Here is a 24,933-nt window from a genome sequence, read left to right as displayed (position 1 = left end):
TGCGGGACGGGCGGGCGTACCGTGTTCTCGACAGACCGGCGGCCTGGGGCGACACTTGTGCGGCCCCCCAGGCTCTAGAGGAAGGTGTTCGCGTGCCCCGCCGCAGAATCGGCTTCTGGTACCGCTTCGCCGCGATGATCTGCAAACCACCACTCGTGGTTCTGGTCAAGCGGGACTGGCGTGGAATGGAGCACATGCCGGCCGAAGGCGGATTTATCACCGCGGTGAACCACAATTCCCATGTGGATCCGTTCGCGTACGCGCACTACCAGTACAACACCGGCCGTGTGCCGCGATTCCTGGCGAAGAGCGGGCTTTTCAAGAAGGGCTTCATCGGCGCCGCGATGCGCGGCACCGGGCAGATCCCCGTCTACCGCGAGAGCACCGACGCGCTGAGCGCGTTCCGGGCCGCGATCGACGCCGTCGAGCGCGGTGAGTGCGTCGCCTTCTACCCCGAGGGCACCCTGACCCGCGACCCCGACGGCTGGCCCATGACCGCCAAGACCGGTGCCGCGCGCGTGGCCCTGCAGACCAAGTGCCCGGTGATTCCCGTCGCACAGTGGGGCTGCAACGAACTGCTGCCGCCGTACGCCAAGAAGCCCCACCTCTGGCCGCGCAAGACCCATCACGTGCTCGCGGGCCCGCCCGTTGACCTGTCGCGCTTCTACGACCAGGAGATGAGCGCGGAACTCCTCAAGGAGGCCACGGAGGTCATCATGGCCGCCGTCACGCGCCACCTGGAGGAGATCCGCGGCGAGAAGGCGCCCGAGACGCCCTACGACCCGCGCCGCGAGCGGATCGAGCAGCGGCGCCGGACGCAGGCGCAGACCGTGCGGGAAACGCAGACGGAGACCGTCGGGGAAGGGGACAGCGGCAAGTGAGCGAGCCCGTCAAGGCGGCCGTCTTCAGCGCCGGTTCATGGGGTACGGCGTTCGGCATGGTGCTGGCCGACGCCGGGTGCGAGGTCACCCTGTGGGGGCGGCGCCCGGAGGTCGTCGACGCGATCAACTCCGGCCGGACGAACCCCGACTACCTCCCCGGCGTCGAACTTCCGGAGAACCTGCGGGCCACCACCGACCCCGCCGAGGCCGCCGCCGGCGCCGACTTCACGGTGCTGTCGGTGCCCTCCCAGACTCTGCGCGCCAACCTCGCGGAATGGGTTCCGCTGCTCGCGCCCGACACCGTGCTCGTCTCCCTCATGAAGGGCGTCGAACTCGGCTCCACGATGCGGATGAGCGAGGTCATCGAGGACGTCGCCAAGGTCGGCCAGGACCGCATCGCCGTGGTCACCGGGCCCAACCTCGCCCGGGAGATCGCCGCGCGGATGCCCGCCGCGGCCGTGGTCGCCTGCACCGACGAGGTGGTCGCCCGGCGGCTCCAGGCCGCCTGCCACACGCCGTACTTCCGGCCGTACACCAACACCGACGTCGTCGGCTGCGAACTCGGCGGCGCCGTCAAGAACGTGATCGGTCTCGCGGTCGGCATCGCCGACGGCATGGGGCTCGGCGACAACGCCAAGGGCTCGCTCATCACGCGCGGGCTCGCCGAGACCACCCGGCTCGGCGTCGCGCTCGGCGCCGACCCGCTGACCTTCTCCGGACTCGCGGGCCTGGGCGACCTGGTGGCCACCTGCTCCTCGCCGCTCTCGCGCAACCACACCTTCGGCACCAACCTCGGCCGGGGCATGACCCTGGAGGAGACCATCGCGGTCACCAAGCAGACCGCCGAGGGCGTCAAGTCCTGCGAGTCCGTGGTGGATCTGGCCCGTCGGCACGGCGTCGAGATGCCCATCGCGGAGACGGTCGTGGACATCGTGCACGAGGGCAAGCCGCCGGTGGTCGCCCTCAAGGAGCTGATGTCGCGCAGCGCGAAGCCCGAACGACGCTGAGCGAACGCACCCCGCGGCACCGGCGCTCCCTCCGGCTCGCTCGCGGGTGGACGCTGTCTCAGGGCTCTACCAACGGGTACGCTCATCGCGATATGAGCACCGAGAACCTCCCCCAGAGCCCTGAGCAGCCGTCTCGCAAGCCGCGCGTGGCCGTCGTGTTCGGCGGTCGCAGCTCCGAACACGGGATCTCCGTGGTCACCGCCGGCGCCGTGCTGAGCGCCATCGACCGGACCAAGTACGACGTCCTGCCGATCGGCATCACCCGCGACGGCCGCTGGGCGCTCACCGCCGACGAGCCCGAGCGCATGGCCATCAGCGACCGCCGGACGCCCGACGTCGAGGAACTGGCGGAGTCGGGCGAGGGAGCCGTGCTGCTCCCCCTCGACCCCTCCGACCGCGAGGTCGTCTTCAGCGAGCCCGGCTCCGTGCCCAAGGCCCTCGGCGAGGTCGACGTGGTCTTCCCGGTGCTGCACGGCCCGTACGGCGAGGACGGCACCCTGCAGGGCCTCCTGGAGCTCTCCGGCGTCCCGTACGTGGGCGCGGGCGTGCTCGCCTCGGCCGTCGGCCAGGACAAGGAGTACATGAAGCGGGTGTTCACCTCCTACGGGCTCAAGGTGGGCCCGTACGTGGTGATCCGGCCGCGCGAGTGGGCACAGGACGAGGCGGGCGCCCGCAAGAAGATCGTCGATCTCGCCGGCGAGCACGGCTGGCCGCTGTTCGTGAAGCCCGCGCGCGCGGGCTCGTCGATCGGCATCACCAAGGTCGAGGACCTGTCCGGCCTGGACGAGGCGATCGCCGAGGCCCAGCGGCACGACCCGAAGATCATCGTGGAGGCCGCGCTGCGCGGCCGCGAGATCGAGTGCGGTGTCCTGGAGTTCGAGGACGGCCCGCGCGCGTCCGTGCCCTCCGAGATCCCCTCCCCCGAGACGCACACGTACTACGACTTCGAGGCGAAGTACATCGACTCGACGCCCGGCATCGTGCCCGCGCCGCTGACGGACGAGGAGACCGCCGAGGTGCAGCGGCTCGCGGTGGAGGCCTTCGAGGCGACCTCCTGCGAGGGCCTGGTCCGTGCGGACTTCTTCCTCACCGAGGACGGCGAGTTCGTGATCAACGAGATCAACACGATGCCCGGCATGACGCCGATCTCGATGTACCCGCAGATGTGGCAGGCGGCGGGGATCAGCTACTCCGAGCTGGTGGACCGCCTGGTGCAGGCGGCCCTGCGCAGGTCCACCGGGCTGCGCTGAGCGAGGCCACGTCCGGCGACGCGGGATTCGGGCCGCGCGGGATTCAGTGGGCGATCCCTTCGGGGATCGCCTTCTTGATGGGCTTCGCCAGGTCGGTCAGCGGTGCCAGTCCGTGCGCGGTGCGGTCCTTCGGGATCGTCACCTCGACGTACGCCTCGCGCAGCGTGGTGGTGAAGCGGAAGGACCCGTCGTCCTGCTTCTGCAGCAGCCAGTCGACACCGTTCACGCCGACCCCGTCGGCCTCCGGGTCGTTCATCTCCTTGGGCCGCTCGACACCGCAGCGCAGTATGATCGCCGGGCTTCCCCAGCCCGCCGTGTAGACGGACCGGGGCCCGGGGTCGTCGCGGTCGAGTCCGTCCAGCTTCGGTGGGAGCGCCGTGTGCAGGTTCCGGCACGATCCGGCCGCCTTCGCGTCCGGAGTGGGAACCTCGACCGTGGCGCCGCCGCCCGCCGAGGAGCAGCCTGCGGCGGTGATCAGCAGGGCCGGCGCGAGCAGGCCCAGGGGCCGGTGACGGAAGATGTTCACCGGCCAAGCGTAGACGGGGACTAGAGATGCACGACCGGACAGGTCAGGGTGCGGGTGATGCCGTCCACCTGCTGGACCCTCGCGACCACCATGCGACCGAGGTCGTCGACGGTGTCGGCCTGGGCGCGCACGATGACGTCGTACGGTCCTGTCACGTCCTCGGCCTGGATGACTCCAGGGATCTGGCTGATCGTCTCGGCGACGGTCGACGCTTTGCCGACCTCCGTCTGGATCAGGATGTACGCCTGTACCACGGAACCTCCAGGGCGGCCACGAGGATCATGTGGGGAAAAGGAACGCCACGGTATCGCGTCGCCGCTCGCCGCGGGGAGACCTGCGGGGGCCGACGCCTCCGCGCCGGGGCACAGGCACGGTAGAGGTTGACGGTCACCTCGACCGTAGCGAGGGCGACGATGAAGCGCGAGCGGGCACGGACAGCCATAGAAGGGGCGAAAGGGCAATGAAGGGCACTGTTGGTGAGCTCGGGGAGTTCGGGCTCATCAGGGAGCTCACCTCCCGTCTGACGACCACCCCGGCGGTCCGGGTCGGTCCCGGCGACGACGCCGCGGTGGTCGCGGCGCCCGACCGCCGGGTGGTGGCGAGCACCGACATCCTGCTGGAGGGGCGGCACTTCCGCCGCGACTGGTCCACGGCGTACGACGTGGGGCGCAAGGCGGCCGCGCAGAACCTCGCGGACATCGCCGCGATGGGCGCCGTACCGACCGCGCTGCTGCTCGGGCTGGTCGTCCCCGCCGAACTCCCGGTTACGTGGCCCACCGAGCTGATGGACGGCCTGCGCGACGAGTGCCAGGTCGCCGGGGCCTCCGTCGTCGGCGGCGACGTCGTGCGCGGCGACACGATCACCGTGTCGATCACCGCGCTCGGTGACCTGCGCGGCCACGAGCCGGTGACGCGGGCGGGCGCGCAGCCCGGCGACATAGTCGCCGTGACCGGCTGGCTGGGCTGGTCCGCCGCCGGGTATGCGGTGCTGTCCCGCGGCTTCCGTTCGCCGCGCGCCTTCGTCGAGGCCCACCGGCGCCCGGAGCCGCCGTACCACGCCGGTCCCGCGGCGGCCGGGCTGGGCGCGACCGCCATGTGCGACGTGAGCGACGGGCTGATCGCCGACCTGGGGCACATCGCCGAGGCCAGCAAGGTCCGCATCGACATCCGCTCCGGCGCGTTCGACATCCCGACCCAGATGAACGACATCGGGCAGGCCGTCGGGGCCGACCCGCTCCAGTGGGTGCTGACCGGGGGAGAGGACCACGCGATCGTGGCGACCTTCCCGCCGGACGTGAAGCTTCCGGCCCGCTGGCAGGTCATCGGCGAGGTCCTCAACCCCTCGGCGCTGCCCCACGTGACGGTCGACGGCGCCCCCTGGACCAGCAAGGGCGGCTGGGACCACTTCGGAGACATCGAGTCATGATTCCCACTGTGCTCAGCGTGGCCGGTTCCGACTCCGGCGGCGGCGCCGGCATCCAGGCCGACCTGAAGACGATGCTCGCGCTCGGCGTCCACGGCATGAGCGTGGTCACGGCGGTGACCGCGCAGAACTCCCTGGGCGTGCAGGGCGCTTGGGAGCTGCCGGTGGAGGCGGTGCGGGCCCAGTACCGCAGCGTCGTGGACGACATCGGCGTCCGGGCTGTGAAGACCGGCATGCTGGCCTCGGCCGAACTGGTCGAGGCGGTGGCGGAGTTGCTCGCGGGGACGGACGCGCCGACGGTCGTGGACCCGGTCGGGGTCTCCAAGCACGGGGACTCGCTGCTGGCGGTCTCCGCGCTGGAGTCGGTGCGCACGGCACTGCTGCCCGTGGCGACCGTGGCCACCCCGAACCTCGACGAGGTGGCCCAACTGACGGGCGTGCACGTCGAGTCGGAAGATCAACTACGGGACGCCGCCGCGGCCGTGCTGGCGTACGGGCCGCGCTGGGTGCTGATCAAGGGCGGCCATCTGTCCGGGGACGCCGTCGACCTGCTGACCGACGGCTCCGAGGAGCACTGGCTGCGGGCGCCGCGGTTCGACAACCGGCACACCCACGGCACGGGCTGCACGCTCGCCTCCGCGATCGCCGCGGGGCTGGCGAAGGGGCGCTCCGTGCCGGAGGCGGTGACGGAGGCCAAGGAGTACGTCACCGGGGCGATCGCGGCGGGGTTCGCGCTGGGCGCGGGGATCGGGCCCGTGGATCACGGGTGGCGGTTCCGGGATTGACACGTCAGTGACAGAGGCCCCGGTTCCCGGAGTGACAGGGGCCTCTGTTCCGGGATCGACCGGCCGGGGCCTCGGAGATGGCAAAAAGCCGGTCCACCCAGAGGTGGACCGGCTTTTTGCAGCGAACCAGCAGTGGCCGCGCTGTACGTCAGCGCGCGACCTTGCCGGCCTTGATGCACGAGGTGCAAGCGTTCACGCGCTTCGGCGTCCCGCCGACCACGGTACGGACGCGCTGGATGTTCGGGTTCCAGCGACGGGACGTACGGCGGTGCGAGTGCGAGATGTTGTTGCCGAAGCCCGGCCCCTTGCCACAGACGTCGCAGTTGGCAGCCACGGGTCACTCCAAAGACTTCAGATGCACTTACGGTTGATCCCGGCAGGCCGGGACCGAGATCCGAGGATCTGAGATCTTGAGTGGCTTTGCCAGGGGGATGGCCCGATTCGGATCGGGCAACCGGAGCAGCATACAACGACTGCGTCCGTACAACGAAACTACCATGGCGGCCCGGGGCCCGGCTCCCGGCCCTCCTCCGGCGGGCACCGGCCCGGGGTCTACGCTGCGTCCCACGTCCAGCAGCTCAAGGAGGCGCAGGTGGCGCAGGTGCCGCAGACATTCTTCGATGCTCTCGCGGTGCGCACCTGGTGCGGTCACGCGCTCCGGGCGCTCGGGCGGGCGCGCGAGGAGATCGACGCGATCAACGTGTACCCGGTGGCCGACGGCGACACCGGAACCAACCTGTACCTGACGGTGGAGTCGGCCGCGGCAGCGGTCGAGGCCGTGTTCTCCGGGTACGAGGCGGGTGCCGGCGAGGGTGCCCGGCCGACACCGGCCGAGGCCGTACGTGCGATGGCGCACGGCGCCCTCATCGGGGCGCGCGGCAACTCCGGGACGATCCTCGCGCAGCTGCTGCGCGGCATGGCGCAGGTGCTCGCCGCGAGCGACGAGACGCCCGTCGGCGCTCCGGCCGCGGGTGATACGGATCACGCCGACGGGCCGGGGCTCCAGCTCGCCCTGCGGCACGCCGCCGACTCCGCCCGCCAGGCCGTGGCCCACCCGGTCGAGGGGACCGTCCTGTCCGTCGCCTCGGCGGCCGCCGACGCCGCCGAGGGTGCCGCGGGCGACTGCGGGGCGGTCGCGCGGGCCGCCTACGAAGGGGCGCGCGCGGCGCTGGCGGCGACCCCGAGGCAGCTGGCCGTCCTGGAGCGGGCGGGGGTGGTCGACGCCGGCGGGCGGGGGCTCGTGGTGGTGCTCGCGGCGCTGGTGGAGACGTTCACGGGGGAGGCGCCGGGAGACGCGGGGCTCCCGCAGGGAGGCCCCGTCGAGGAGACGTACGCGCGCGTGGAGCCCATGTCCGGGAGCGCAGGGGCGGAAGGGTGCGCCGACGGGGCCGGACAAGGGGGGCCCGCCTTCGAGGTGATCTATCTGCTGGAGGCCGGCGACGCCGCCGTGGCCCGGCTGCGGGACCGGCTGGACGCTCTCGGTGACTCCCTCGTCGTGGTCGGCGGCGACGGGCTGTGGAACGTGCACGTGCACGTCGACGACGCCGGCGCCGCCGTGGAGGCGGGCGTCGAGGCCGGGCGGCCGTACCGGATCCGGATCACCCACTTCGGGCTCGGCGACGTACACACCGGCGGCGGCGAGCGGACGCCCCGGGAGCGGGTGCAGCGGGCCGTCGTCGCGGTCGTGCCCGGCGAGGGCCTGGCCGGGCTGTACACCGAGGCCGGGGCCACCACCGTGCTGGCACGCCCCGGGGAGCCGCCCGCGAGCGGGGAACTCGCCGAGGCCGTACGACGCGCCCACGCGCGCGAGGTCGTGCTGCTGCCCAACGACGCCGAGCTGCGTCACACCGCGGCCGCGGCCGCCGAGCAGGCCCGCGCGGACGGCATCCGCGTCGCCCTCATCCCGACGCGCTCCGCGGTGCAGGGCATAGCAGCGCTCGCCGTACACGAACCGGGGCGCCGCTTCGACGAGGACGTGGTGTCGATGACGTCGGCGGCGGGTGCGACCCGCTACGCCGAGGTCGCCGTCGCGGAGCACCAGTCCTGGACCATGGCCGGCATCTGCCAGGCCGGAGACGTCCTCGGCCTCATCGACGGCGACGTGGCCGTGATCGGCTCGGACGTCACCGCCACCGCCGAAACCGTCCTGGAGCGCATGCTCCAGGCCGGCGGTGAGCTGGTCACCATAGTCCTCGGGGAGGAGACGCCCGAAGCCGTCGCCGACCGCCTCGAAGCCCGCGTACGGGAGGCGTACCTCGCCGTCGACACGGTGGTCTACCGAGGCGGCCGGCAGGGAGCGCTGCTGCTCATCGGCGTGGAGTGAGCCGCGGCGCGTCCCAGCGCTCCGGCTACTGGGGAAGCGTCAGCATCTTGTCCGCCTCCGCCCGCCGCGCCAGCACGGTCTCGTCCGTTTCGTCGGCCCCCGCGTAGGCCTCCCGCACCGCACGCGCGCGTGCGAGCGCCTCGGCCGGGCGGTCCAGGTCGGCCGCCAGCCAGCCCGCGGCGAGCTCGGCGCCCGTACGGCTGTGCAGCGCGGCGTCCCCCAGGGACTCGAACACCGCGACGGCCCGCGTCACCTGGTCCAGCGCCTCCTCGAACACGGCCCGGAACGTGGCGTCCCAGGCTTCGTCGCCCTCCTCGGCGTCCTCGTCCTCCGCGGATGCCCAGCGGGCCAGCAGATCGCCGAACTGCCGGTGGGTGTGGCCGAGTTCGGCGGTGAGCCGTTCCCGGTCCGCCGCATCGTCCGGAGCGTCGTCCGAGGCCTCCAACGCCTCCGTGCACTCCCCGACCGCGCCCGCCATCAGCTCCCGCGCGCCGTCGATCCCGGCCTCGGTGCGCAGCGCCAGCCACGCGCGGGCGCGCAGGGTGCGGACGAGGCCGCCCATGTCGCCGAGGGAGCGCCACAGGTCGCCCGCGCGCGTGTAGGCCTGGTCCGCCTCGGCGGGCAGCCCCGCCCGGCTGAGGGACTCCGCGGCGAGGTGGGCCAGCATGGCGTGGTCGCGCTGCTCGGGCCAGTGCCGGGCGATCTCCGCCGCCCGCAGCCGGTGCTCGGCGGCCTCCCGGTGCTCGCCGAGCTCGCCCAGGCAGTCGCCGAGCCACCACCGCGCCTGTACGACCGCGCCGTCGCCGTGCGTCTCGGCGCTCAGGTCGGACAGCGCCGACTCCAGCACCTCGGCGGCCTCCGCGTACCGTCCCTGCCGCAGCAGGAAGCCGCCCAGCTGGTGCCGTGCCCAGGCGCCCAGCGTGCCGCTCTCGCCTGCCTCGTCGGCCCAGTGGGCGGCCTCCAGGGCGTGCTCCGCGGCCTCGGCGACCTCGCCCCGGCCCCCGAGGACCTGGGTCAGCCGGAGATGCAGCTGGGCTCGCTCGACCCCCTCCACGTACGGCCCGCCGTGCTTCAGGGCCGCCCGCAGCGCCTCCTCGGCCTCGGCCAGGTCGCCGCGCTCACCGGCGAGAACGGCCACCCGCACGTCGTACTCCGCCGCGAACCACGGCAGCCCCGCCGCCACGTACCGCTCGGCGGCCTGCCGGAACAGCTCCGCAGCGTTCTCCGCGTCGCCGGTGTGCTCCGCGACCTCCGCGAGCATGGCCCGCCCCTCGGCGGCGCGGGACGCCAGCCGCAGGTCGCCTTCGGTGCGCTCCTCGACGAGCGCCAGCAGCTCGCGCACGGCCTGCTCGGCGGCGGGGGCGGCACTGTCACCGGCGTCCTCGTCGTGCATCCGCCGCGTCAGGATGCGCGCGCGGCTCATCAGCACGGACGCCGTCTGTCGCACACCGGTGGCGTCCCGGGCGTACAGGTCGCGGACGCCGTCGTACGGCTCGGTGATCGCCGCGAGCGCCTCGTCCATGTCGCCGACCAGCGCGCGTACGTAGGCGGCACGCGCGCGTGCGGCCAGCGCCTCGCCGGGATCGCCCGCCTCCGCGTACAGGTCGGCGGCCCGGTGGAACTGTTCGACGCCCTCGGGGCCGGCGGCCATCGCCGCGTGGTCGGCGAGCTCCGCGCGCGTGCGCGCGTCCAGCTCGACGCCCTCGTCGACGCCCTCGGCCGTCCGGGAGACCACCTCCCACGCCTCCAGGGTGCGCGGGTCGAGGGCGTCCGACCGCCGCCGGGCCTCCGCGAGCAGCTCGGGCAGTCCGGGCTCGCCCTCCGCAGCCGAGGAAGCAGCAGCAGCGGCGGCGGCCGGGGACGCCACGGGCCGTGGCACGGCGGCCGTGCGCACCCCGAGCGGCAGCCGCTCCACCAGCGGGCGCTGATCCATCCGCTCCCGTACTCGCTCGCCGATGTGCGACGAGCCGTTGCGCCCGTCGAACCGCGCGGCCAGTTCCAGGGCCTCCGCGCGCGCGTGCGCGGCCAGTTCCCGCGCGGTCCAGGCCTGTCCGGCCGGGCCGGGCACCGGCTGCTCCCCGAGCCCCCGCTCGGTCAGGCGGTCCATCAGCAGGGCCACCACGGCCAGGAAGTCCATCCCGGTGCGCGGCTGCCCGGTGTCGGTGAAGTACGCCGGCCGCTCGGCGAGCAGCTCCAGACCGCGCGCCTCGTTGCCGGACAGCGCGCAGAACTCCACGTGGTCCGCGTACGCGCCCCGCATGCTCTCCATCGACCGCACCAGCCGGAAGCCGCGCAGATGGTGGGCGCGGGCCTCCTCCGTGCGGCCGAGCCGCAGCAGCGGCGCCAGAGAGGACGCGAGGACTGCGTGCGGCTCGTGCGCGCAGGTGTACTCGCCCTCCACGACCGGCCGCCACAGCTCCAGCGCCTCGGCGTCCCGGCCCCGACTGACCTGCCACACCCCCTGCCCGTGCAGCTCGCAGGCACGGCAGTCGGCCATCCGGTCGCGGTCGGCGGCCAGCCACGCGGCGTACGCCCGCTCGGCGCGCTCCAGGTCCCCGATGTGCGAGGCCACGCTGAACTCGGCACTGCGCACGGCCCGTTCCGAGTGCCCGGCGAGCCGGTAGCGGTGCTCCATCTCGCCGAGCCACTTCTCGATCGAGGCGAGCGGGATGTGCGGCTGGTCCAGCATCCCGGCCGACATCCACTTGAAGGCCCAGTGCAGCGCGTGCGTCTCGTACGCGTCGAAGTCCTCGGGCCGCTCGTCCCACATGCGTAGCAGCCGCGCGAACGGGACGAACATCTTGTCCGCTTCGGAGCTGTAGTTGTAGACCTTCAGCTGATGCCCGAGCGCCTCGATCACGGCGAGCGGGATGTTCAGCTTCTCTGCCTCGGCCAGCAGCTGCTCCGCGCGCGCGTTGCGGGCCGGGCCCTCCGGCAGCTCGGAGTTCTCCGCCATCGCGCGGCGCAGCGCGTCGAAGTCCGTGATCCCGGTCATCGGTGACCGCCCTCCCCGTGAGTGGCCCATTCCAGCAGGCCGATGAACGCCCGGTTCAGCAGCGCCGAGTCCGCGGGCCGCAGCGGGCGCTGCGCCATGAGCAGCGCCTGCCCGTACAGCGACTCGGTCGCGGTGCCGATCAGCTCCGGGTCGTCGAGCGAACTGATCCGCCGTACCAGCGGATTGAGGTGGTTGAGCACCAGACGCGCGCGCGGGGCGCTGCCGCGCAGCGCGCCGAGGATGCCCGCCCACAGGTCGTCGGCCTGCTCCTCGGCCTCCGTGCGGGCCTGCTCGTGCCGGGCCGCCCGGTCGTCCAGGTGCAGCGCGGGCACGGACAGCGGATGGAAGGCGCGCAGGGCGACGTCGCACCCCAGCGGATCGAGCTTCGCCCGCGCGGCCGCGAGGAAGCCGGACAGCGCCAGCTCCTCGGCCGGGTCGACCGCGTCCAGGTGCGCGGTCACGGTGTCCGCGTCCAGCTCGGCGACCACCGTCCCCGGACGCACCGACGGCAGCGCCTCGACCAGCTCGCTGTCGTACGTGTAACCGCCGTTGACCACCCCGACGCCCTGCGCGGAGGCGATCGGCGCGACCTGCCGGTACTCCTCGACCGTCCGTGTGAAGTGCACCACGGGGTGCCGCTGCGCGAACTCCTCCAGGGACAGCTGACCGTCGGTCGTCTCGAAGGGGAGCCACGGCAGCATCGTGCGCAGCATCTCCCGGTCGTGCCGGGCGAGGGACTTGACCCCCAGGTGGTGCACGGACAGGAAGGCCGCCAGCCGCTGCGGGTCACCCGCCGCGAGCCCGGTCAGCCAGGAGCGGATCCGCTCACCGAGCGCCTCGCGCACGGCCGCCAGCGTCTCGTCCTCGTACAGCGCCTCGCGTGAGGCGGTGGGCCGCAGGCTGTCCGTGTCCAGGACGCAGCGCACGAAGAACGCCCAGTCCGGCAGGAGCTGTTCGGCGCGCTCGGTGAGCAGCATGCCCTTCAGGTGCACCCGGTGCGTCGCGCGCTGGGCGGGGCTCACCGCCGACGGCAGCACGTACGCCACGCCACGGATCCCGGCGAGCGGTACGTCCAGGGCGATGGAGTCCAGCGGCGTGAAGCCGAAGAGCTCGTGGCAGTGCCGGGCCAGCGCCACCCGGCGCGCGCCGGGCGAGGGGTACGGGTGGTCCCAGGGCGCCGGCAGGTCGGTGACCGACTCGTCGCCCACGCGCACGTCGTACGGCAGCAGCGACCCGAAGTCCCGTGCCAGCTCCCGGACCCGCTCGGGCGTGAGCCACTCGCCGGCGCCGGCGCGTGCCACCAGGTGCACGGTGGTGCCGGGTTCGGGCCGGGCCTCGTCGGGCAGCGTCCGCACGGTGTACGAGCCGTCGTCGCGTGCCGTCCACTCCACGGGCGGCGCCTCGGGCGTACGGGCGCTGCGGCTGACGACCCGGATGCGCTCGGCGACCACGAAGCAGGCGAGCAGTCCGATGCCGAACTGGCCCAGGAAGTCGGAGCGGGCCTCCTGCAGTCCCTCCGCCCGCTTGGAGCTGCGGCCGATGGTCGCCAGCAGGCTGTGCACGTCCGACTCGGTGAGCCCGACGCCGGTGTCCTCCACGCGCAGGGTGCCGTCCTCCGCGTGCAGCCGCACGCGGGCCGGGGCGCCGGGCTCCTCGGCCCGCCGGGCGGTGATGGCGTCCACCGCGTTCTGCAGCAGCTCGCGCAGATAGACCTTGGGGCTGGAGTACAGGTGGTGGGAGAGCAGGTCCACCAGACCGCGCAGGTCGACCTGGAACGTATGAGGTGTCTGTGGTGTGTGAGGTGACTGGGAGGTCTGGGAATTCTGGGATGACTGTGAGGTCTGGTAGTCCATCGTCACAGCGCCGGTGGGGGGACTTCGCGACGGCGCGGGGTCGGGCGGTCCCGTGTGGGGAGGTGACCGCGGGCAGGCCGGAACGCGCCATCCTAGAGCCCGAACGACCTGCCTGACCACGGGTTTCCCGGTCCGTCTACGGCTTTGTCAGTGATGTGGTGTGCAATGGATCTCGTGCCCGCACTGCGAGAACCACTGAAGAAGGCGCTCGGCCCCGCCACCGCGAAGGTGATGGCCGAGAACCTCGACCTGCACACCGTCGGTGACCTCCTGCACCACTATCCGCGCCGCTACGAGGAGCGGGGCCAGCTCACCCACCTCGCCGACCTCCCCATGGACGAGCACGTCACGGTGGTCGCCCAGGTCGCCGACGCCCGCCTGCACACCTTCGCCTCCCCCAGGACTCCCCGCGGCAAGGGCCAGCGCCTCGAAGTCACGATCACGGACGGCAGCGGCCGCCTCCAACTCGTCTTCTTCGGCAACGGCGTTCACAAGCCCCTGAAGGAACTGCTGCCCGGCACGCGCGCGATGTTCGCGGGCAAGGTCTCCATGTTCAACCGGCGCCTTCAACTGGCGCATCCGGCATACCAGTTGCTGGGGGAGGACGGCGAGGAGGACGTCGAGTCGTGGGCCGGAGCCCTCATCCCGATCTACCCCGCCACCACCAAGCTGGAGTCCTGGAAGATCGGCAAGGCGATCCAGACGGTGCTGCCCAGCGCGCAGGAGGCCCTCGACCCGCTGCCCGACTCCCTCCGCGCGGACCGCGGCCTGACCCCTCTCCCCGAGGCCCTGCTCAAGATCCACCGCCCGCACACCAAGGCGGACATCGAGGACGCCCGCGCCCGCCTCAAGTGGGACGAGGCCTTCGTCCTGCAGGTCGCCCTGGCCCGCCGCCGCCGGGTTGACGCCCAACTCCCCGCGGTCGCGCGCAAGCCCACCCCCGACGGCCTCCTCGCGGCCTTCGACGACCGCCTCCCCTTCACGCTCACCGACGGCCAGCGGAAGGTCTCCAAGGAGATCTTCGACGACCTGGCCACCGAGCATCCGATGCACCGGCTGCTGCAGGGCGAGGTCGGCAGTGGTAAGACCCTCGTCGCGCTGCGCGCCATGCTCGCCGTCGTCGACTCCGGCGGGCAGGCCGTCATGCTCGCGCCCACCGAGGTGCTCGCCCAGCAGCACCACCGGTCGGTCACCGAGATGATGGGCGAGCTGGCCGAGGGCGGGATGCTCGGGGGTGCCGACAAGGCGACCAAGGTCGTGCTGCTCACCGGGTCCATGGGGGCGGCCGCGCGGCGGCAGGCGCTGCTCGACCTCGCCACCGGCGAGGCCGGGATCGTGATCGGCACGCACGCGCTGATCGAGGACAAGGTGCAGTTCCACGACCTCGGCCTGGTCGTCGTCGACGAGCAGCACCGCTTCGGCGTCGAGCAGCGCGACGCCCTGCGCGGCAAGGGCAAGCAGCCGCCCCATCTGCTCGTCATGACCGCGACGCCGATTCCGCGGACCGTCGCCATGACCGTCTTCGGCGACCTGGAGACCTCCGTCCTCGACCAGTTGCCGGCCGGTCGCTCGCCCATCGCCAGCCATGTCGTCCCGGCCGCCGACAAGCCGCACTTCCTGGAGCGCGCGTGGGAGCGGGTGCGTGAGGAGGTCGCGGCCGGGCACCAGGCGTACGTCGTCTGCCCGCGCATCGGCGACTCCGTCGATGAGGGCGCCGACGCCAAGGGCAAGAAGAAGTCCCCCGAGGACGAGGCCGAGAAGCGCCCCCCGCTCGCCGTCCTCGACGTTGCCGAGCAGCTCGCCGCGGGCCCGCTCCTGGGGCTCAGGGTCGAGGTGCTGCACGGCCGTATGCAGCCCGACGACAAGGACGCCGTCATGCGCCGCTTCGCGGCCGGGGAGACCGACGTCCTGGTCGCCACGACCGTCATCGAGGTCGGCGTCAACGTGCCCAACGCCACTGCCATGGTGATCATGGACGCCGACCGCTTCGGCGTCTCCCAGCTGCACCAGCTGCGCGGCCGGGTGGGACGCGGCTCGGCCGCCGGGCTGTGCCTGCTGGTCACCGAGATGCCCGAGGCGAGCCCGGCCCGCCAGCGCCTGGGCGCCGTGGCCGCCACCCTCGACGGCTTCGAGCTCTCCCGCATCGACCTCGAACAGCGCCGCGAGGGCGACGTCCTGGGCCAGGCCCAGTCGGGCGCCCGCTCCAGCCTGCGGGTGCTCGCCGTCATCGACGACGAGGAGATCATCACCGAGGCCCGCAAGGAGGCCACCGAGCTGGTCGCCGCGGACCCGGAACTGGAGGGGCTGCCCGGCCTGCGCACGGCCCTGGACGCCCTGTTGGACGAGGAGAGGGAGCAGTACCTGGAGAAGGGCTGAGCGGTCCCGCCCGAAAGGGGCGCGGGGAACGGAGCGACGAGCCCGAACGAACCCGCACCCGCCGACGGCGGTCAAGCACCCCCCTCCCGAGGCTGCCAAACTGACCACATAAAGCAGCTCATCGAGCCAAAGCGGCTCATCGAGTCACAGCAGCTCTTCGAAGAAGGACCCCGAAAATGACCCGCGTGATCGCCGGCAAAGCCGGCGGACGCCGCCTGGCCGTCCCGCAGGGAACCCGCACGCGCCCCACCTCCGACCGCGCGCGCGAGGGCCTGTTCTCCACCTGGCAGTCCCTGCTCGGCGGCCCCCTGGACGGTGAGCGCGTCCTCGACCTGTACGCGGGCTCGGGCGCCGTCGGCCTGGAGGCGCTGTCCCGCGGCGCGGGCCACACCCTGCTCGTCGAAGCCGACGCGCGTGCCGTGCGCACCGTCCGCGAGAATGTGAAGAACCTGGGCCTTCCCGGCGCGGAGGTCAGGGCGGGCAAAGCGGAACAGATCATCCAGACCCCGGCACCGGCCGAGCCGTACGACCTCGTCTTTATCGACCCGCCTTATGCCGTTTCGGACGACGATCTTGGCGAGATTCTCCTCACACTCCGCTCGGAAGGCTGGCTAGCGGAGGAAGCCCTCGTCACCGTGGAGCGCAGCACAAGAGGCGGCGAATTCCACTGGCCCGACGGCTTCGAGGCGATCCGGTCCCGTCGCTACGGCGAAGGGACGTTTTGGTACGGTCGCGCCGCCTCTACGTGCGAAGACGCACGATGACCGGACCGGAGAGCGAGGGATCTCAAGTGCGCCGCGCCGTCTGTCCCGGGTCGTTCGACCCGATCACCAACGGACATCTCGACATCATTTCCCGCGCCTCCCGTCTCTATGACGAGGTCTACGTCGCGGTGATGATCAACAAGGCCAAGAAGGGCCTGTTCGAGATCGACGAGCGGATCGACCTGATCCGCCAGGTCACCGCCGAGTACGGGAACGTACGGGTCGAGGCCTTCCACGGCCTGCTGGTCGACTTCTGCAAGCAGCGCGACATCCCCGCCATCGTCAAGGGGCTGCGCGCGGTCAGCGACTTCGACTACGAGCTGCAGATGGCCCAGATGAACAACGGCCTCTCGGGCGTGGAGACCCTCTTCGTGCCCACCAACCCCACCTACAGCTTCCTGTCGTCCTCCCTGGTCAAGGAGGTCGCGACCTGGGGCGGCGACGTCTCGCACCTGGTCCCGCCGATCGTCCTCGACGCCCTCACGGAGCGCCTCAAGCAGGGCTGAGCGAGGCGGGCGAAATCCGTCGGAGCCTGACAAACCGTCACCCGGTGTCCGACGGACACCACATGGACGTACAGTCGGTCTCGTCCGTCTCCAACCCGGCTGTAGAGAGTGGCGAGCACAGGTGGACGTGCAGAAGAAGCTCGACGAGATCGTGGCCGCGGTCTCAGGCGCCCGCGCCATGCCCATGTCGGCGTCGTGTGTGGTCAACCGCGCCGACCTGCTCGCGCTGCTCGAAGAGGTGCGTCAGGCCCTGCCCGACTCCCTCGCGCACGCCCAGGAGCTGATCGGCGGCCGTGAGCAGATGGTCGAGCTGGCCCGCCAGGAGGCCGAGCAGATCATCGAGAACGCGCACGCCGAGCGCGGCTCGCTGGTCTCCGGCACCGAGGTGGCCCGCCGCTCCCAGGCCGAGGCCGACCGGATCGTCACGGAGGCCCAGCAGGAGGCCGAGGAGGTCCGCGCCGAGGCCGACGACTACGTCGACTCCAAGCTCGCCAACTTCGAGGTCGTCCTCACCAAGACCCTCGGCTCGGTCGGCCGCGGCCGCGAGAAGCTCCTCGGCACCGGTCCCGGCCTCGACGAGCACGGTTACGAGGACGAGGACGCCCCCGAGCGCAGCCACGACCCCGAGACCCTGCGCCACAACGCCGACGCGTATGTCGACGCCAAGCTGGGCGCCTTCGAGGCGGTCCTCGCCGCGACCCTGGACGCGGTCGGCCGCGGCCGCCAGAAGCTGCACGGTCGTATCGCCAGCGACGACCTCGGCGCCCTCGCCGACGACTCCACGAAGCTCCAGCACTCCAGCGACGCCGACTACCTCGCCGACCTCGCGGCCCTCGCGGACGCCCCGGCCGGGCAGCCGGCACGGCAGGAGACCCGGCCGGAGATGCCGCAGGGGATCCCCCAGGAGATCCCGCAGGAGGTCTACGCCGAGGCGGATATGGCCCCGCACGACCCCTACGGCTACCAGCAGACCGACCCGTACGCCGCCTTCCCGCAGCAGCAGGGCCAGCAGGTCTACGACCCGTACGGCTACCAGCAGGCCGACCCCTATGCCCCCGTCGACTACGCTCCGGCGGCCGGACTTCCGGTCCAGGGTTACGACGCCCAGCAGGCCGCCTACGACCCGCACCAGGCCCACGAGCAACAGCAGCAGCACCAGCAGCAGGGCTACGCTCTCGACGAGACCAGCCTCTTCGACACCAGCATGATCAGTGCCGAGCAGTTGCGGGCGTACGAGCAGGGGCGGGGCCTGTAGTACCGGGGCGGTGGACCCGGGGCCGACGGTGGGGACGTCGGGCCGATTGGGCCGAGAGCGAAAGGTCCAGTATCCTGGCTGTTCGGTCGCGCATACGTCCGCGATCAGCGCTGCCCGGCGACACCGAAGGGCAGTGTCCCTCTGAGCTCAGAGATCGAAAGCAGGAATGGCCCCTCACGCTCACCTCGACCACCGCAAGCCCCTCGTGTTCGACACACACGACCTGGGGCGGCGTCCTGGTGCGCTGCAGAGGCTGACCCGCACGATCGACGCCCCCAAGGACTTCGGTGTCCAGGGAGTCATCGGAGTGCCGGAAGGCGCCCCGGTGGAGCTCGAACTCCGACTCGAGTCGGTCATGGAAGGGGTGCTCGTCACAGGCACCGCCCGTGCACAGGCCGAGGGAGAGTGCGTAAGGTGTCTGGAGCCGCTCGAGTACGACCTCGAAGCGGACTTCCAGGAGCTGTTCTCGTACCCTGACGCCGACGACCGGGGCCGCGTGATCGCGGAGCCGGGCGACGACGCCGAGGACGACGAGGAGAGGTTCTACCTCGAGGACGGACTCTTCGACCTCGAACCGGTGCTGCGTGATGCGGTGGTGCTCGCACTGCCGATGCAGCCGGTGTGCCAGGAAGACTGCCCGGGACTGTGCTCCGAGTGCGGAGTGCGGCTCGCTGACGACCCGGACCACCATCACGATGCCGTCGACATTCGTTGGGCGGCTTTGCAGGGACTCGCCGGCACCATGTCGGACGGCGAGAAGGACGAGATGAGCGGCGGCGTGCCTCGATCAGCGCCCGCCGACGAGAAGCAGGAGAAGTAGCCGTGGCTGTTCCGAAGCGGAAGATGTCGCGCAGCAACACGCGCCACCGCCGGTCGCAGTGGAAGGCTGCGGTCCCCACCCTGGTTGCGTGCGAGCGCTGCCACGAGCCCAAGCAGCAGCACATCGCGTGCCCGGCTTGTGGCACCTACAACAAGCGCCAGGTCCTCGAGGTCTGAGCGGCTGGTGAGAGGCACTGTGTCCAGTCCCAAGAAGGCGGCTGACGCCAAGATGGACGCACCCGCCAAGAAGAAGGCGGACAACACGGCCTCGTCCCACACGCTTCTGGAAGGGCGGCTCGGCTATGAGGTCGAGTCCGCCCTTCTGGTGCGTGCACTGACCCACCGTTCCTACGCGTACGAGAACGGCGGTCTGCCGACGAACGAGCGGCTGGAGTTCCTCGGTGACTCCGTCCTCGGCCTCGTCGTCACCGACACGCTGTACCGCATCCACCCCGACCTGCCTGAAGGCCAGCTGGCCAAGCTGCGGGCCGCGGTGGTGAACTCGCGTGCGCTCGCGGAGGTGGGTCGCGGTCTCGACCTGGGCTCCTTCATCCGGCTGGGCCGCGGTGAAGAGGGAACGGGCGGCCGGGACAAGGCGTCCATCCTCGCCGACACCCTGGAAGCGGTGATCGGCGCGGTCTATCTCGACCGGGGCCTCGACTCGGCGGCGGAGCTGGTGCACCGGCTCTTCGACCCGCTGATCGAGAAGTCCTCCAACCTCGGAGCCGGCCTGGACTGGAAGACCAGTCTCCAGGAGCTCACCGCGACCGAGGGGCTCGGCGTGCCCGAGTACCTGGTCACGGAGACCGGCCCCGACCACGAGAAGACCTTCACTGCTGCCGCCCGCGTCGGAGGCGTCTCGTACGGCACCGGCACCGGCCGCAGCAAGAAGGAGGCGGAGCAGCAGGCCGCCGAGTCCGCCTGGCGGTCCATCCGGGCCGACGCGGACGCGCGCTCCAAGGCGGCCACGGAGGCCGCCGAGAGCAACCCCGCGAACGACACCGCGTCGTCCGCCTCCGCCTGACGAACAGCGCACCCGAGCGCCCGTCCCGACCCGGGGCGGGCGCTCGGCGCATCCACGGTTATCTTCGGCTCATACACGCTTTCCCACGGGGGATCCCATGCCCGAGTTGCCCGAGGTCGAGGTCGTACGGCGCGGCCTGGAGCGGTGGGTCGCCCACCGCACGGTCGCCGGCGTCGACGTGTTCCACCCGCGCGCCGTCCGCCGCCACGTGGCCGGCGCCGACGACTTCGCGCACCGCCTCAAGGACCACCAAATCGGCGTCCCCAGCCGCCGCGGCAAGTACCTGTGGCTGCCCCTGGAGGACACCGACCAGTCCGTCCTGGCGCACCTCGGCATGAGCGGCCAGCTGCTGGTGCAGCCGCACGAGGCCCCGGACGAGAAGCACCTGCGCATCCGCGTCACCTTCGCCGACGAGGTGGACACGGAACTGCGCTTCGTCGACCAACGCACCTTCGGCGGACTGTCGTTGCACGACAACACCCCCGACGGGCTGCCCGACGTCATCGCGCACATCGCCCGCGACCCCCTGGACCCGCTCTTCGACGACGAGGCCTTCCACCAGTCCCTGCGCCGCAAGCGCACCACCGTCAAACGGGCCCTGCTGGACCAGTCGTTGATCAGCGGCGTCGGCAACATCTACGCGGACGAGGCCCTGTGGCGAGCCCGCCTCCACTACGAGCGCCCGACCGCGACCCTCACCCGCCCCCGCACGGCCGAACTCCTGGGCCACGTACGGGACGTGATGAACGCGGCCCTCGCGGTCGGCGGCACCAGCTTCGACAGCCTGTATGTCAACGTCAACGGAGAATCGGGCTACTTCGACCGCTCACTCGACGCGTACGGGCGCGAGGGACTGCCGTGCAAGAGGTGCGGTACGCCGATGCGCCGCCGCCCCTGGATGAACCGGTCCAGCTACTTCTGCCCGACCTGCCAGCGGGCGCCGCGCGTCTCGTCGTAGCGCCACGTCTTGTCGCGGCGCCCGCGTCGCGTCGCGTCGCGTCGTGACGACGCCCGCCGGTCGTCGGACTCAGTAGCCGAAGAAGTGACGGTCGGGTCTCTGACCTGCGGCCGTGTAATCGATCAACGCTGCGACCTGCGACTCAGCCGTCGGTGGTTGTCAGTGTTGGTCGTCATTGAGCACCCTCCGACGGCCCGGAGACGGCCCGGAGGGTGCTCGACGCGCAGGCGGATAACGGCCCTCGACGCAAAGACGCTGTTGTATCCGCTCCCCCGAGGGTTAAGATCCGCTGCCGACCTGCGAGGAGTCCGAACGGGAGGCCTCCAGGAGGTGTGACGTGGTCGGAACAGTCAGGTTGCCGCGCGGGCAGGCTTGGTTTGCCAGCGTCGCGCTCGCCGCGTTCGCGCTGGTGGCTGTCGCGGCCGGGCTGGCGGCATGGCACAAATACCAACTGCTGGCGGGACCGATGACGCCGGGGCCGTACGTCGACAACCCGCTGGTCGAGGTCGACACGTATTTCAGAAACCTGATGGGCTGGCGAACAGGGCTGCTCCTCGTCGCCCTGCTTCAGTTCAGCATCTGGCTCGCCAACATGCGCGATGTCGCGGATGTGCTCTGGCCCCAGGGACAGCGCCGGCGCAAGGCGTGGCTGGTCTTTGGCTGGGTGATACCGGTTGCGCAGCTCTTCGTGCCCAAGATGTTCGTCAACGATCTGTGGGCTGCCGGCCAGCCGGAACCGCACCGTAGACGCGGACATCCCCTGCTTACAGCGTGGTGGCTGTCTGTCCTGGTGGCAGCGAATTCGTATGCGTTCAACGATGCCTCCAAGGACTTGAAGAAGGCTGTCACTACGGACCAGGCTCGTCATGCCCTGCGACAGATCATCATCAGCGACGGTCTGGACATCTGTGCCGCTGTGCTATCGATCGTCGTCCTCTGGCAGCTCATTCGCCGGTTGGAGCGCGCCGCTTCGATTGCGCCCGTCGAGGTTTGGGCGACAGGCCGAACGGCGTCTTGAAGGCCCCTGGGCGTATGCATGCCCACGCGGTCGGTGGAGTCTTAATGACCGAGTCAAGCTGCTGTAGCGGCCGGTGTCCTAGCTGGTGGGCTGGCGGTGAAGGGGCGGTCGTCCCGTAGTAGGGCCCAGAGGACGTCGACGCGGCGGCGGGCGAGGGCGATGACGGCGGGTATGTGCTTGTGTCCTTGGGCTCGTTTCTTGAGGTAGTAGGTCCGGTTGGGGCCGTTGCGGATGATGCTGGTCTGCGCGGAGAGGTAGAACACTCTGCGTAGGCGGCGGCTGTAGCGTTGGGGCCGGCGGAGGTTGCCGGTGCGGCGTCCGGAGTCCTTGGCGACGGGGACCAGGCCGGCGGCGGAGGCGAGGTGACCGGCGTCGGGGTAGGCGGCCAGGTCACCTGCGGCGACGAGGAACTCGGCTCCGAGGATGGGGCCGATGCCAGGCATTGACTCGATGACGGCGGCCTGCGGGTGGGTGTGGAAGGCGTCGCTGATCTGCCGGTCGAGCTGCTTGAGCCGTTCGTCCAGGGCCAGCACTTGCGCTGCGAGGTCTGCGGTGATGCCCGCGGCCGTGTCCTGGCCGGGTAGTTGGATGTGCTGGGCATGTGCGGCGGTGAGGGCGGTGGCGGCGACGGTTTCGGGGTGGCGCACGCCTCGTGCGGTGAGCCAGCGGGTCAGGCGGGCCTGGCCGCAGCGGCGCAGGGCGGCGGGGGTCTGGTAGCCGGTGAGCAGGATCAGGGCGCCCTTGTGGTCGGCGTAGTCGAAGGCCGCTTCGAGGGCAGGACTGATGCCGGTGAGCACGTCGTGGAGGCGGTTGAGCAGACGGACCCGGTCGGCGATCAAGTCGGTGCGGTGGGTCGTGAGCAGAGCCAAATCAGCGACCGGGTTCGCGGGCACCTCGACGGCGGCGAAGTCCTTCCGTAGACGGGCTGTTTCGGCGATGACGTAGGCGTCGCGGGCATCTGTCTTGGCCTCGCCCCTGTAGGCGCCGGCCATGCGGTTGACCGTTCGGCCAGGTACGTAGACGATTCGTTGGCCGTGGTCGGCGAGCAGGGCCAGCAACAGGGCGGGCGCGGTGCCGGTGAGGTCCACTGCCCAACGGACCTCGCTGGCGAGTGCAAGGACCTCGTTCAGGCCAGCGAGGATGACGGCCTCGTCGTTGCTGACCTTCCGGCTCCAGACGGTGGTTCCGGTGTCGTCGATGGCGACCCACCAGTGGTGGGCCTTGCTGGCGTCGATACCGACCCATAAGCAGGGCACCTGTGTGGTCATGTGCGTCTCCTCGGCTTCGGACAGCGTGCCGTTCCGGTCCGAGGACACCCCGCCGTCAGCTCCGTAAACAGCGACCGATTCGCACATCTCAATCAGCGGCCCGGGCGTCCCGAAGAGCGGGGCGGCCACTCCACCGGAGCCACCGGGGGCAAGCGACTTTAGAGCCACACCCCGCTCTTCCGGACCGCCAAACACCTTACGGAGCGGCTTTGGGCGGGAGCTGCCATGGGGCGAGTGAGCATGGAGCGGGACCCGTACCCGGGCCGCCGTTGATCGCGTCTTCCAGGGGATGAGCCCACGGGCGACGGCCCCGAGACGGCCCAGGGCGGTGCGTAAGTCTCTGACCTGCGAATAGGTCAGTAGCCGAAGTCCTGGGTCCACCAGGGGCCGCCGAGCCCGAAGTGCACGCCGACGCCGAGGGTCCTGTAGTCGCAGTTCAGTATGTTGGCGCGGTGGCCGGGGCTGTTCATCCAGGCCTCCATGACGGCGGCCGGGTCGGTCTGGCCCCGGGCTATGTTCTCGCCGCCGAGGTCCGTTATGCCGACCTGGGCGGCCCGGTCCCACGGGGTCAGCCCGGTCGGGTCGGTGTGGTCGAAGAAGTCCCGCGCGGCCATGTCCAGACTGAAGGACGCGGCCAGCTCGGTCAGTGAACCGTTCGCCGCCAGCGGGGTGCAGCCCACCTTCGCGCGCTCCCGGTTGACCAGCTTCAGCACCTCCGCCTGCGCGGCGGCCTGAGCGGAGACCTTCCCCGGGGCGGACGTCTTCGGCGGGGCCTTCGGACTCTTCGGGGCCTTGTCGGTCGGCGTGGTGTGCGGCTTCTTCGAGTGGGGCGCCTTCGGCTTCTCCGACGGCGTCGAGGGGGGCGTGGACTGCGCGGGCGCCGAGGACGCCGGGGCGGACGGTGTGGGCGACACGGTGCGGTGGGTGTCACGGCTCGCGGTGGATCCGCCGGCCCCGCCCCCGTCGGCGCTGCCGGAGGTGCCGCCCTGCTCGGAGGCCGAGTTGCCGGGTGCACCCCCGGCCTGCACGCTGCCGCCGCCCGTGGTGCTGGTGCCGCCGCCGAGCCGGTAGTTGTCCAGGCCGGGCACCACACCCGCGGCCACCGCGACCGTGCCGAGGGCGACGGCGGCGGAGACCCCGAGCAGCCCCGTCCGCACGGGCGTCGCGGCCTTCTTCTTGCGCCGGTGCCCCCGCTCCCGGGACCCGCCACCCGGAGTGAACACCGGGGTTAACGCATCGAACGCATCCGTGAGCTCCTCGGCGAATCCGCCCGTGAAGCTCTCCGCGAAGCTGTTCGTGAATCCGTCGGTGTGCCGATCCGTGGGCAGGACGACGGTGTTCGTGGCCCGGGCGTAGTCGTCGTCGGTCGCGTAGAGGTACGCCGAGCTGCGCTCGTCGGTGGCGCCGTACGCCTCGGGGTTCAGATAGGGCGCGATACCGATGCCGGTCCGGTCGGCCGCGTACGAGTCCCGGCCGTCCGTGTAGCGACCCTGGCCCTCCGCGTACGAGCCGTGGCCGCGCGCGTACGAGTCCCCGCCGTCCGTGCGCCGGCCCCTGCCCTCCGCGTACGAGTCCCGGGCGCGCGCGTACAGCTCACGCGCGTACGCGTCGTACGGGTCATGGCCGCCCGCGTAGTCGTGATAGCCGTGATAGTCGTGGCCCCCCGCATAGGAGCCGTCCGTTCCCGTGCCCCCCGTGGCGCGGCTCCTGGCGGCGCGGCCGGCGGCGGAGCGTCGGTGGCGTCCCATGTCCTTGCCCTCTTCCTCGCCCTCGCGGCCGGCCCGGGACCCGTCCTGCGCGCTGGGCCATGAGGTCCGTGCGATCCACGGGATCCATGTGAGGCATGCGATCCGCGTGATCTCCGCGATGTCCGCGATCTTTACGGTCCGAGTGGTTCCTGTA

The 24,933-nt window shown here is 71.5% G+C and carries 22 protein-coding genes; 15 read left to right on the top strand and 7 right to left on the bottom strand.

All coding sequences use genetic code 11. From position 1 onward, the window contains the following. Positions 1-92 precede the first annotated feature (92 nt). The 3 genes from ABZ910_RS08225 (at position 93) to ABZ910_RS08215 (ending at position 3,138) form a co-directional block, all read left to right on the top strand. Positions 93-881: a lysophospholipid acyltransferase family protein gene (locus ABZ910_RS08225; protein WP_361360824.1), complete on the top strand. Its 789-nt coding sequence runs from the start codon at positions 93-95 to the stop codon at positions 879-881. Beyond that, positions 878-1,888 carry an NAD(P)H-dependent glycerol-3-phosphate dehydrogenase gene (locus ABZ910_RS08220; protein ID WP_361360822.1) on the top strand — a complete coding sequence of 337 codons (1,011 nt, stop codon included), beginning with the start codon at positions 878-880 and terminating at the stop codon, positions 1,886-1,888. Before ABZ910_RS08225 ends, ABZ910_RS08220 begins: the two co-directional genes overlap by 4 nt. A gap of 92 nt (positions 1,889-1,980) precedes the next feature. Continuing rightward, positions 1,981-3,138, top strand: a complete 1,158-nt coding sequence (locus ABZ910_RS08215; protein WP_361360820.1) for a D-alanine--D-alanine ligase family protein — start codon at positions 1,981-1,983, stop codon at positions 3,136-3,138. 43 nt (positions 3,139-3,181) lie between these two features. Here ABZ910_RS08215 and ABZ910_RS08210 read toward each other — a convergent pair whose 3' ends face one another. Together ABZ910_RS08210 and ABZ910_RS08205 are read right to left on the bottom strand one after the other, a co-directional pair. Next, positions 3,182-3,664 carry a DUF3515 domain-containing protein gene (locus ABZ910_RS08210; RefSeq protein ID WP_361360818.1) on the bottom strand — a complete coding sequence of 161 codons (483 nt, stop codon included), beginning with the start codon at positions 3,662-3,664 and terminating at the stop codon, positions 3,182-3,184. Between the two features lie 20 nt (positions 3,665-3,684). Continuing rightward, complete coding sequence (locus ABZ910_RS08205; protein ID WP_361360816.1) at positions 3,685-3,918, bottom strand: Lrp/AsnC ligand binding domain-containing protein; 234 nt, start codon at positions 3,916-3,918, stop codon at positions 3,685-3,687. 206 nt (positions 3,919-4,124) lie between these two features. Here ABZ910_RS08205 and ABZ910_RS08200 point away from each other — a divergent pair, with 206 nt between their 5' ends. Then, positions 4,125-5,090: a thiamine-phosphate kinase gene (locus ABZ910_RS08200; RefSeq protein ID WP_361360814.1), complete on the top strand. Its 966-nt coding sequence runs from the start codon at positions 4,125-4,127 to the stop codon at positions 5,088-5,090. Continuing rightward, entirely contained in the window at positions 5,087-5,872 is a 786-nt protein-coding gene (gene thiD, locus ABZ910_RS08195) for a bifunctional hydroxymethylpyrimidine kinase/phosphomethylpyrimidine kinase (protein ID WP_361360812.1), read from the top strand. Before ABZ910_RS08200 ends, thiD begins: the two co-directional genes overlap by 4 nt. 148 nt (positions 5,873-6,020) lie before the next feature. On the opposite strand, the gene rpmB is transcribed toward thiD, so the two are convergent. Further along, the gene (gene rpmB, locus ABZ910_RS08190) at positions 6,021-6,206 is read right to left on the bottom strand and encodes a 50S ribosomal protein L28 (protein ID WP_220646355.1); all 186 of its coding nucleotides are present in this window, start codon (positions 6,204-6,206) and stop codon (positions 6,021-6,023) included. Positions 6,207-6,464: 258 nt separating this feature from the next. On the opposite strand from rpmB, the gene ABZ910_RS08185 reads away from it, so the two are divergent. After that, entirely contained in the window at positions 6,465-8,195 is a 1,731-nt protein-coding gene (locus tag ABZ910_RS08185; protein WP_361360810.1) for a DAK2 domain-containing protein, read from the top strand. Between the two features lie 25 nt (positions 8,196-8,220). Here the strand turns inward: ABZ910_RS08185 and ABZ910_RS08180 are convergent, their stop codons facing one another. Together ABZ910_RS08180 and ABZ910_RS08175 are read right to left on the bottom strand one after the other, a co-directional pair. Then, positions 8,221-11,190 (bottom strand): tetratricopeptide repeat protein, encoded by a 2,970-nt coding sequence (locus ABZ910_RS08180; protein ID WP_361360808.1) that lies wholly within the window; start codon positions 11,188-11,190, stop codon positions 8,221-8,223. Then, positions 11,187-13,043: an HSP90 family protein gene (locus ABZ910_RS08175; protein ID WP_361360806.1), complete on the bottom strand. Its 1,857-nt coding sequence runs from the start codon at positions 13,041-13,043 to the stop codon at positions 11,187-11,189. Before ABZ910_RS08175 ends, ABZ910_RS08180 begins: the two co-directional genes overlap by 4 nt. Positions 13,044-13,208: 165 nt before the next feature. Here ABZ910_RS08175 and recG point away from each other — a divergent pair, with 165 nt between their 5' ends. The 9 genes from recG to ABZ910_RS08130 all read left to right on the top strand — a co-directional run bounded on the left by recG (position 13,209) and on the right by ABZ910_RS08130 (position 21,763). After that, complete coding sequence (gene recG / locus ABZ910_RS08170; RefSeq protein ID WP_361360804.1) at positions 13,209-15,419, top strand: ATP-dependent DNA helicase RecG; 2,211 nt, start codon at positions 13,209-13,211, stop codon at positions 15,417-15,419. A 176-nt stretch (positions 15,420-15,595) separates the two neighbouring features. Next, positions 15,596-16,183: a 16S rRNA (guanine(966)-N(2))-methyltransferase RsmD gene (gene rsmD / locus ABZ910_RS08165; RefSeq protein ID WP_361360802.1), complete on the top strand. Its 588-nt coding sequence runs from the start codon at positions 15,596-15,598 to the stop codon at positions 16,181-16,183. Positions 16,184-16,209: 26 nt separating this feature from the next. Next, positions 16,210-16,689, top strand: coding sequence for a pantetheine-phosphate adenylyltransferase (coaD, locus tag ABZ910_RS08160; protein ID WP_361361028.1), 480 nt, complete (start codon positions 16,210-16,212; stop codon positions 16,687-16,689). A 121-nt stretch (positions 16,690-16,810) separates the two neighbouring features. Beyond that, positions 16,811-17,944, top strand: a complete 1,134-nt coding sequence (locus ABZ910_RS08155) for a cell division initiation protein (protein WP_361360800.1) — start codon at positions 16,811-16,813, stop codon at positions 17,942-17,944. 166 nt (positions 17,945-18,110) lie between these two features. Then, the gene (locus ABZ910_RS08150; protein WP_361360798.1) at positions 18,111-18,764 is read left to right on the top strand and encodes a YceD family protein; all 654 of its coding nucleotides are present in this window, start codon (positions 18,111-18,113) and stop codon (positions 18,762-18,764) included. A gap of 2 nt (positions 18,765-18,766) precedes the next feature. After that, positions 18,767-18,940 carry a 50S ribosomal protein L32 gene (gene rpmF / locus ABZ910_RS08145; protein ID WP_028802425.1) on the top strand — a complete coding sequence of 58 codons (174 nt, stop codon included), beginning with the start codon at positions 18,767-18,769 and terminating at the stop codon, positions 18,938-18,940. Positions 18,941-18,947: 7 nt separating this feature from the next. Then, entirely contained in the window at positions 18,948-19,787 is an 840-nt protein-coding gene (gene rnc, locus ABZ910_RS08140; RefSeq protein ID WP_361360796.1) for a ribonuclease III, read from the top strand. A 97-nt stretch (positions 19,788-19,884) separates the two neighbouring features. After that, positions 19,885-20,745, top strand: a complete 861-nt coding sequence (gene mutM / locus ABZ910_RS08135; RefSeq protein WP_361360794.1) for a bifunctional DNA-formamidopyrimidine glycosylase/DNA-(apurinic or apyrimidinic site) lyase — start codon at positions 19,885-19,887, stop codon at positions 20,743-20,745. Between the two features lie 337 nt (positions 20,746-21,082). Next, complete coding sequence (locus tag ABZ910_RS08130) at positions 21,083-21,763, top strand: DUF4328 domain-containing protein (RefSeq protein WP_361360792.1); 681 nt, start codon at positions 21,083-21,085, stop codon at positions 21,761-21,763. Positions 21,764-21,816: 53 nt separating this feature from the next. Here ABZ910_RS08130 and ABZ910_RS08125 read toward each other — a convergent pair whose 3' ends face one another. After that, positions 21,817-23,031: an IS110 family transposase gene (locus tag ABZ910_RS08125; protein WP_361360790.1), complete on the bottom strand. Its 1,215-nt coding sequence runs from the start codon at positions 23,029-23,031 to the stop codon at positions 21,817-21,819. A gap of 356 nt (positions 23,032-23,387) precedes the next feature. After that, positions 23,388-24,779, bottom strand: a complete 1,392-nt coding sequence (locus tag ABZ910_RS08120) for a CAP domain-containing protein (protein ID WP_361360788.1) — start codon at positions 24,777-24,779, stop codon at positions 23,388-23,390. Positions 24,780-24,933: the final 154 nt, after the last annotated feature.

The sequence above is a fragment of the Streptomyces sp. NPDC046805 genome (assembly GCF_040645355.1).
Lineage (GTDB): Bacteria > Actinomycetota > Actinomycetes > Streptomycetales > Streptomycetaceae > Streptomyces.
Note: the sequence above shows the minus strand (reverse complement) of the source record. Positions and strands in the feature narration are given on the sequence as shown.

Bases quoted from the DNA above. Each gene is read 5' to 3' on its own strand.
- ABZ910_RS08215 (WP_361360820.1), top strand. From the start codon at position 1,981: ATGAGCACCGAGAACCTCCCCCAGAGCCCTGAGCAGCCGTCTCGCAAG.
- ABZ910_RS08200 (WP_361360814.1), top strand. From the start codon at position 4,125: ATGAAGGGCACTGTTGGTGAGCTCGGGGAGTTCGGGCTCATCAGGGAG.
- thiD (WP_361360812.1), top strand. From the start codon at position 5,087: ATGATTCCCACTGTGCTCAGCGTGGCCGGTTCCGACTCCGGCGGCGGC.
- ABZ910_RS08180 (WP_361360808.1), bottom strand. From the start codon at position 11,190: ATGACCGGGATCACGGACTTCGACGCGCTGCGCCGCGCGATGGCGGAG.
- ABZ910_RS08175 (WP_361360806.1), bottom strand. From the start codon at position 13,043: ATGGACTACCAGACCTCACAGTCATCCCAGAATTCCCAGACCTCCCAG.
- recG (WP_361360804.1), top strand. From the start codon at position 13,209: ATGGATCTCGTGCCCGCACTGCGAGAACCACTGAAGAAGGCGCTCGGC.
- rsmD (WP_361360802.1), top strand. From the start codon at position 15,596: ATGACCCGCGTGATCGCCGGCAAAGCCGGCGGACGCCGCCTGGCCGTC.
- ABZ910_RS08150 (WP_361360798.1), top strand. From the start codon at position 18,111: ATGGCCCCTCACGCTCACCTCGACCACCGCAAGCCCCTCGTGTTCGAC.
- mutM (WP_361360794.1), top strand. From the start codon at position 19,885: ATGCCCGAGTTGCCCGAGGTCGAGGTCGTACGGCGCGGCCTGGAGCGG.
- ABZ910_RS08125 (WP_361360790.1), bottom strand. From the start codon at position 23,031: ATGACCACACAGGTGCCCTGCTTATGGGTCGGTATCGACGCCAGCAAG.
- ABZ910_RS08120 (WP_361360788.1), bottom strand. From the start codon at position 24,779: ATGGGACGCCACCGACGCTCCGCCGCCGGCCGCGCCGCCAGGAGCCGC.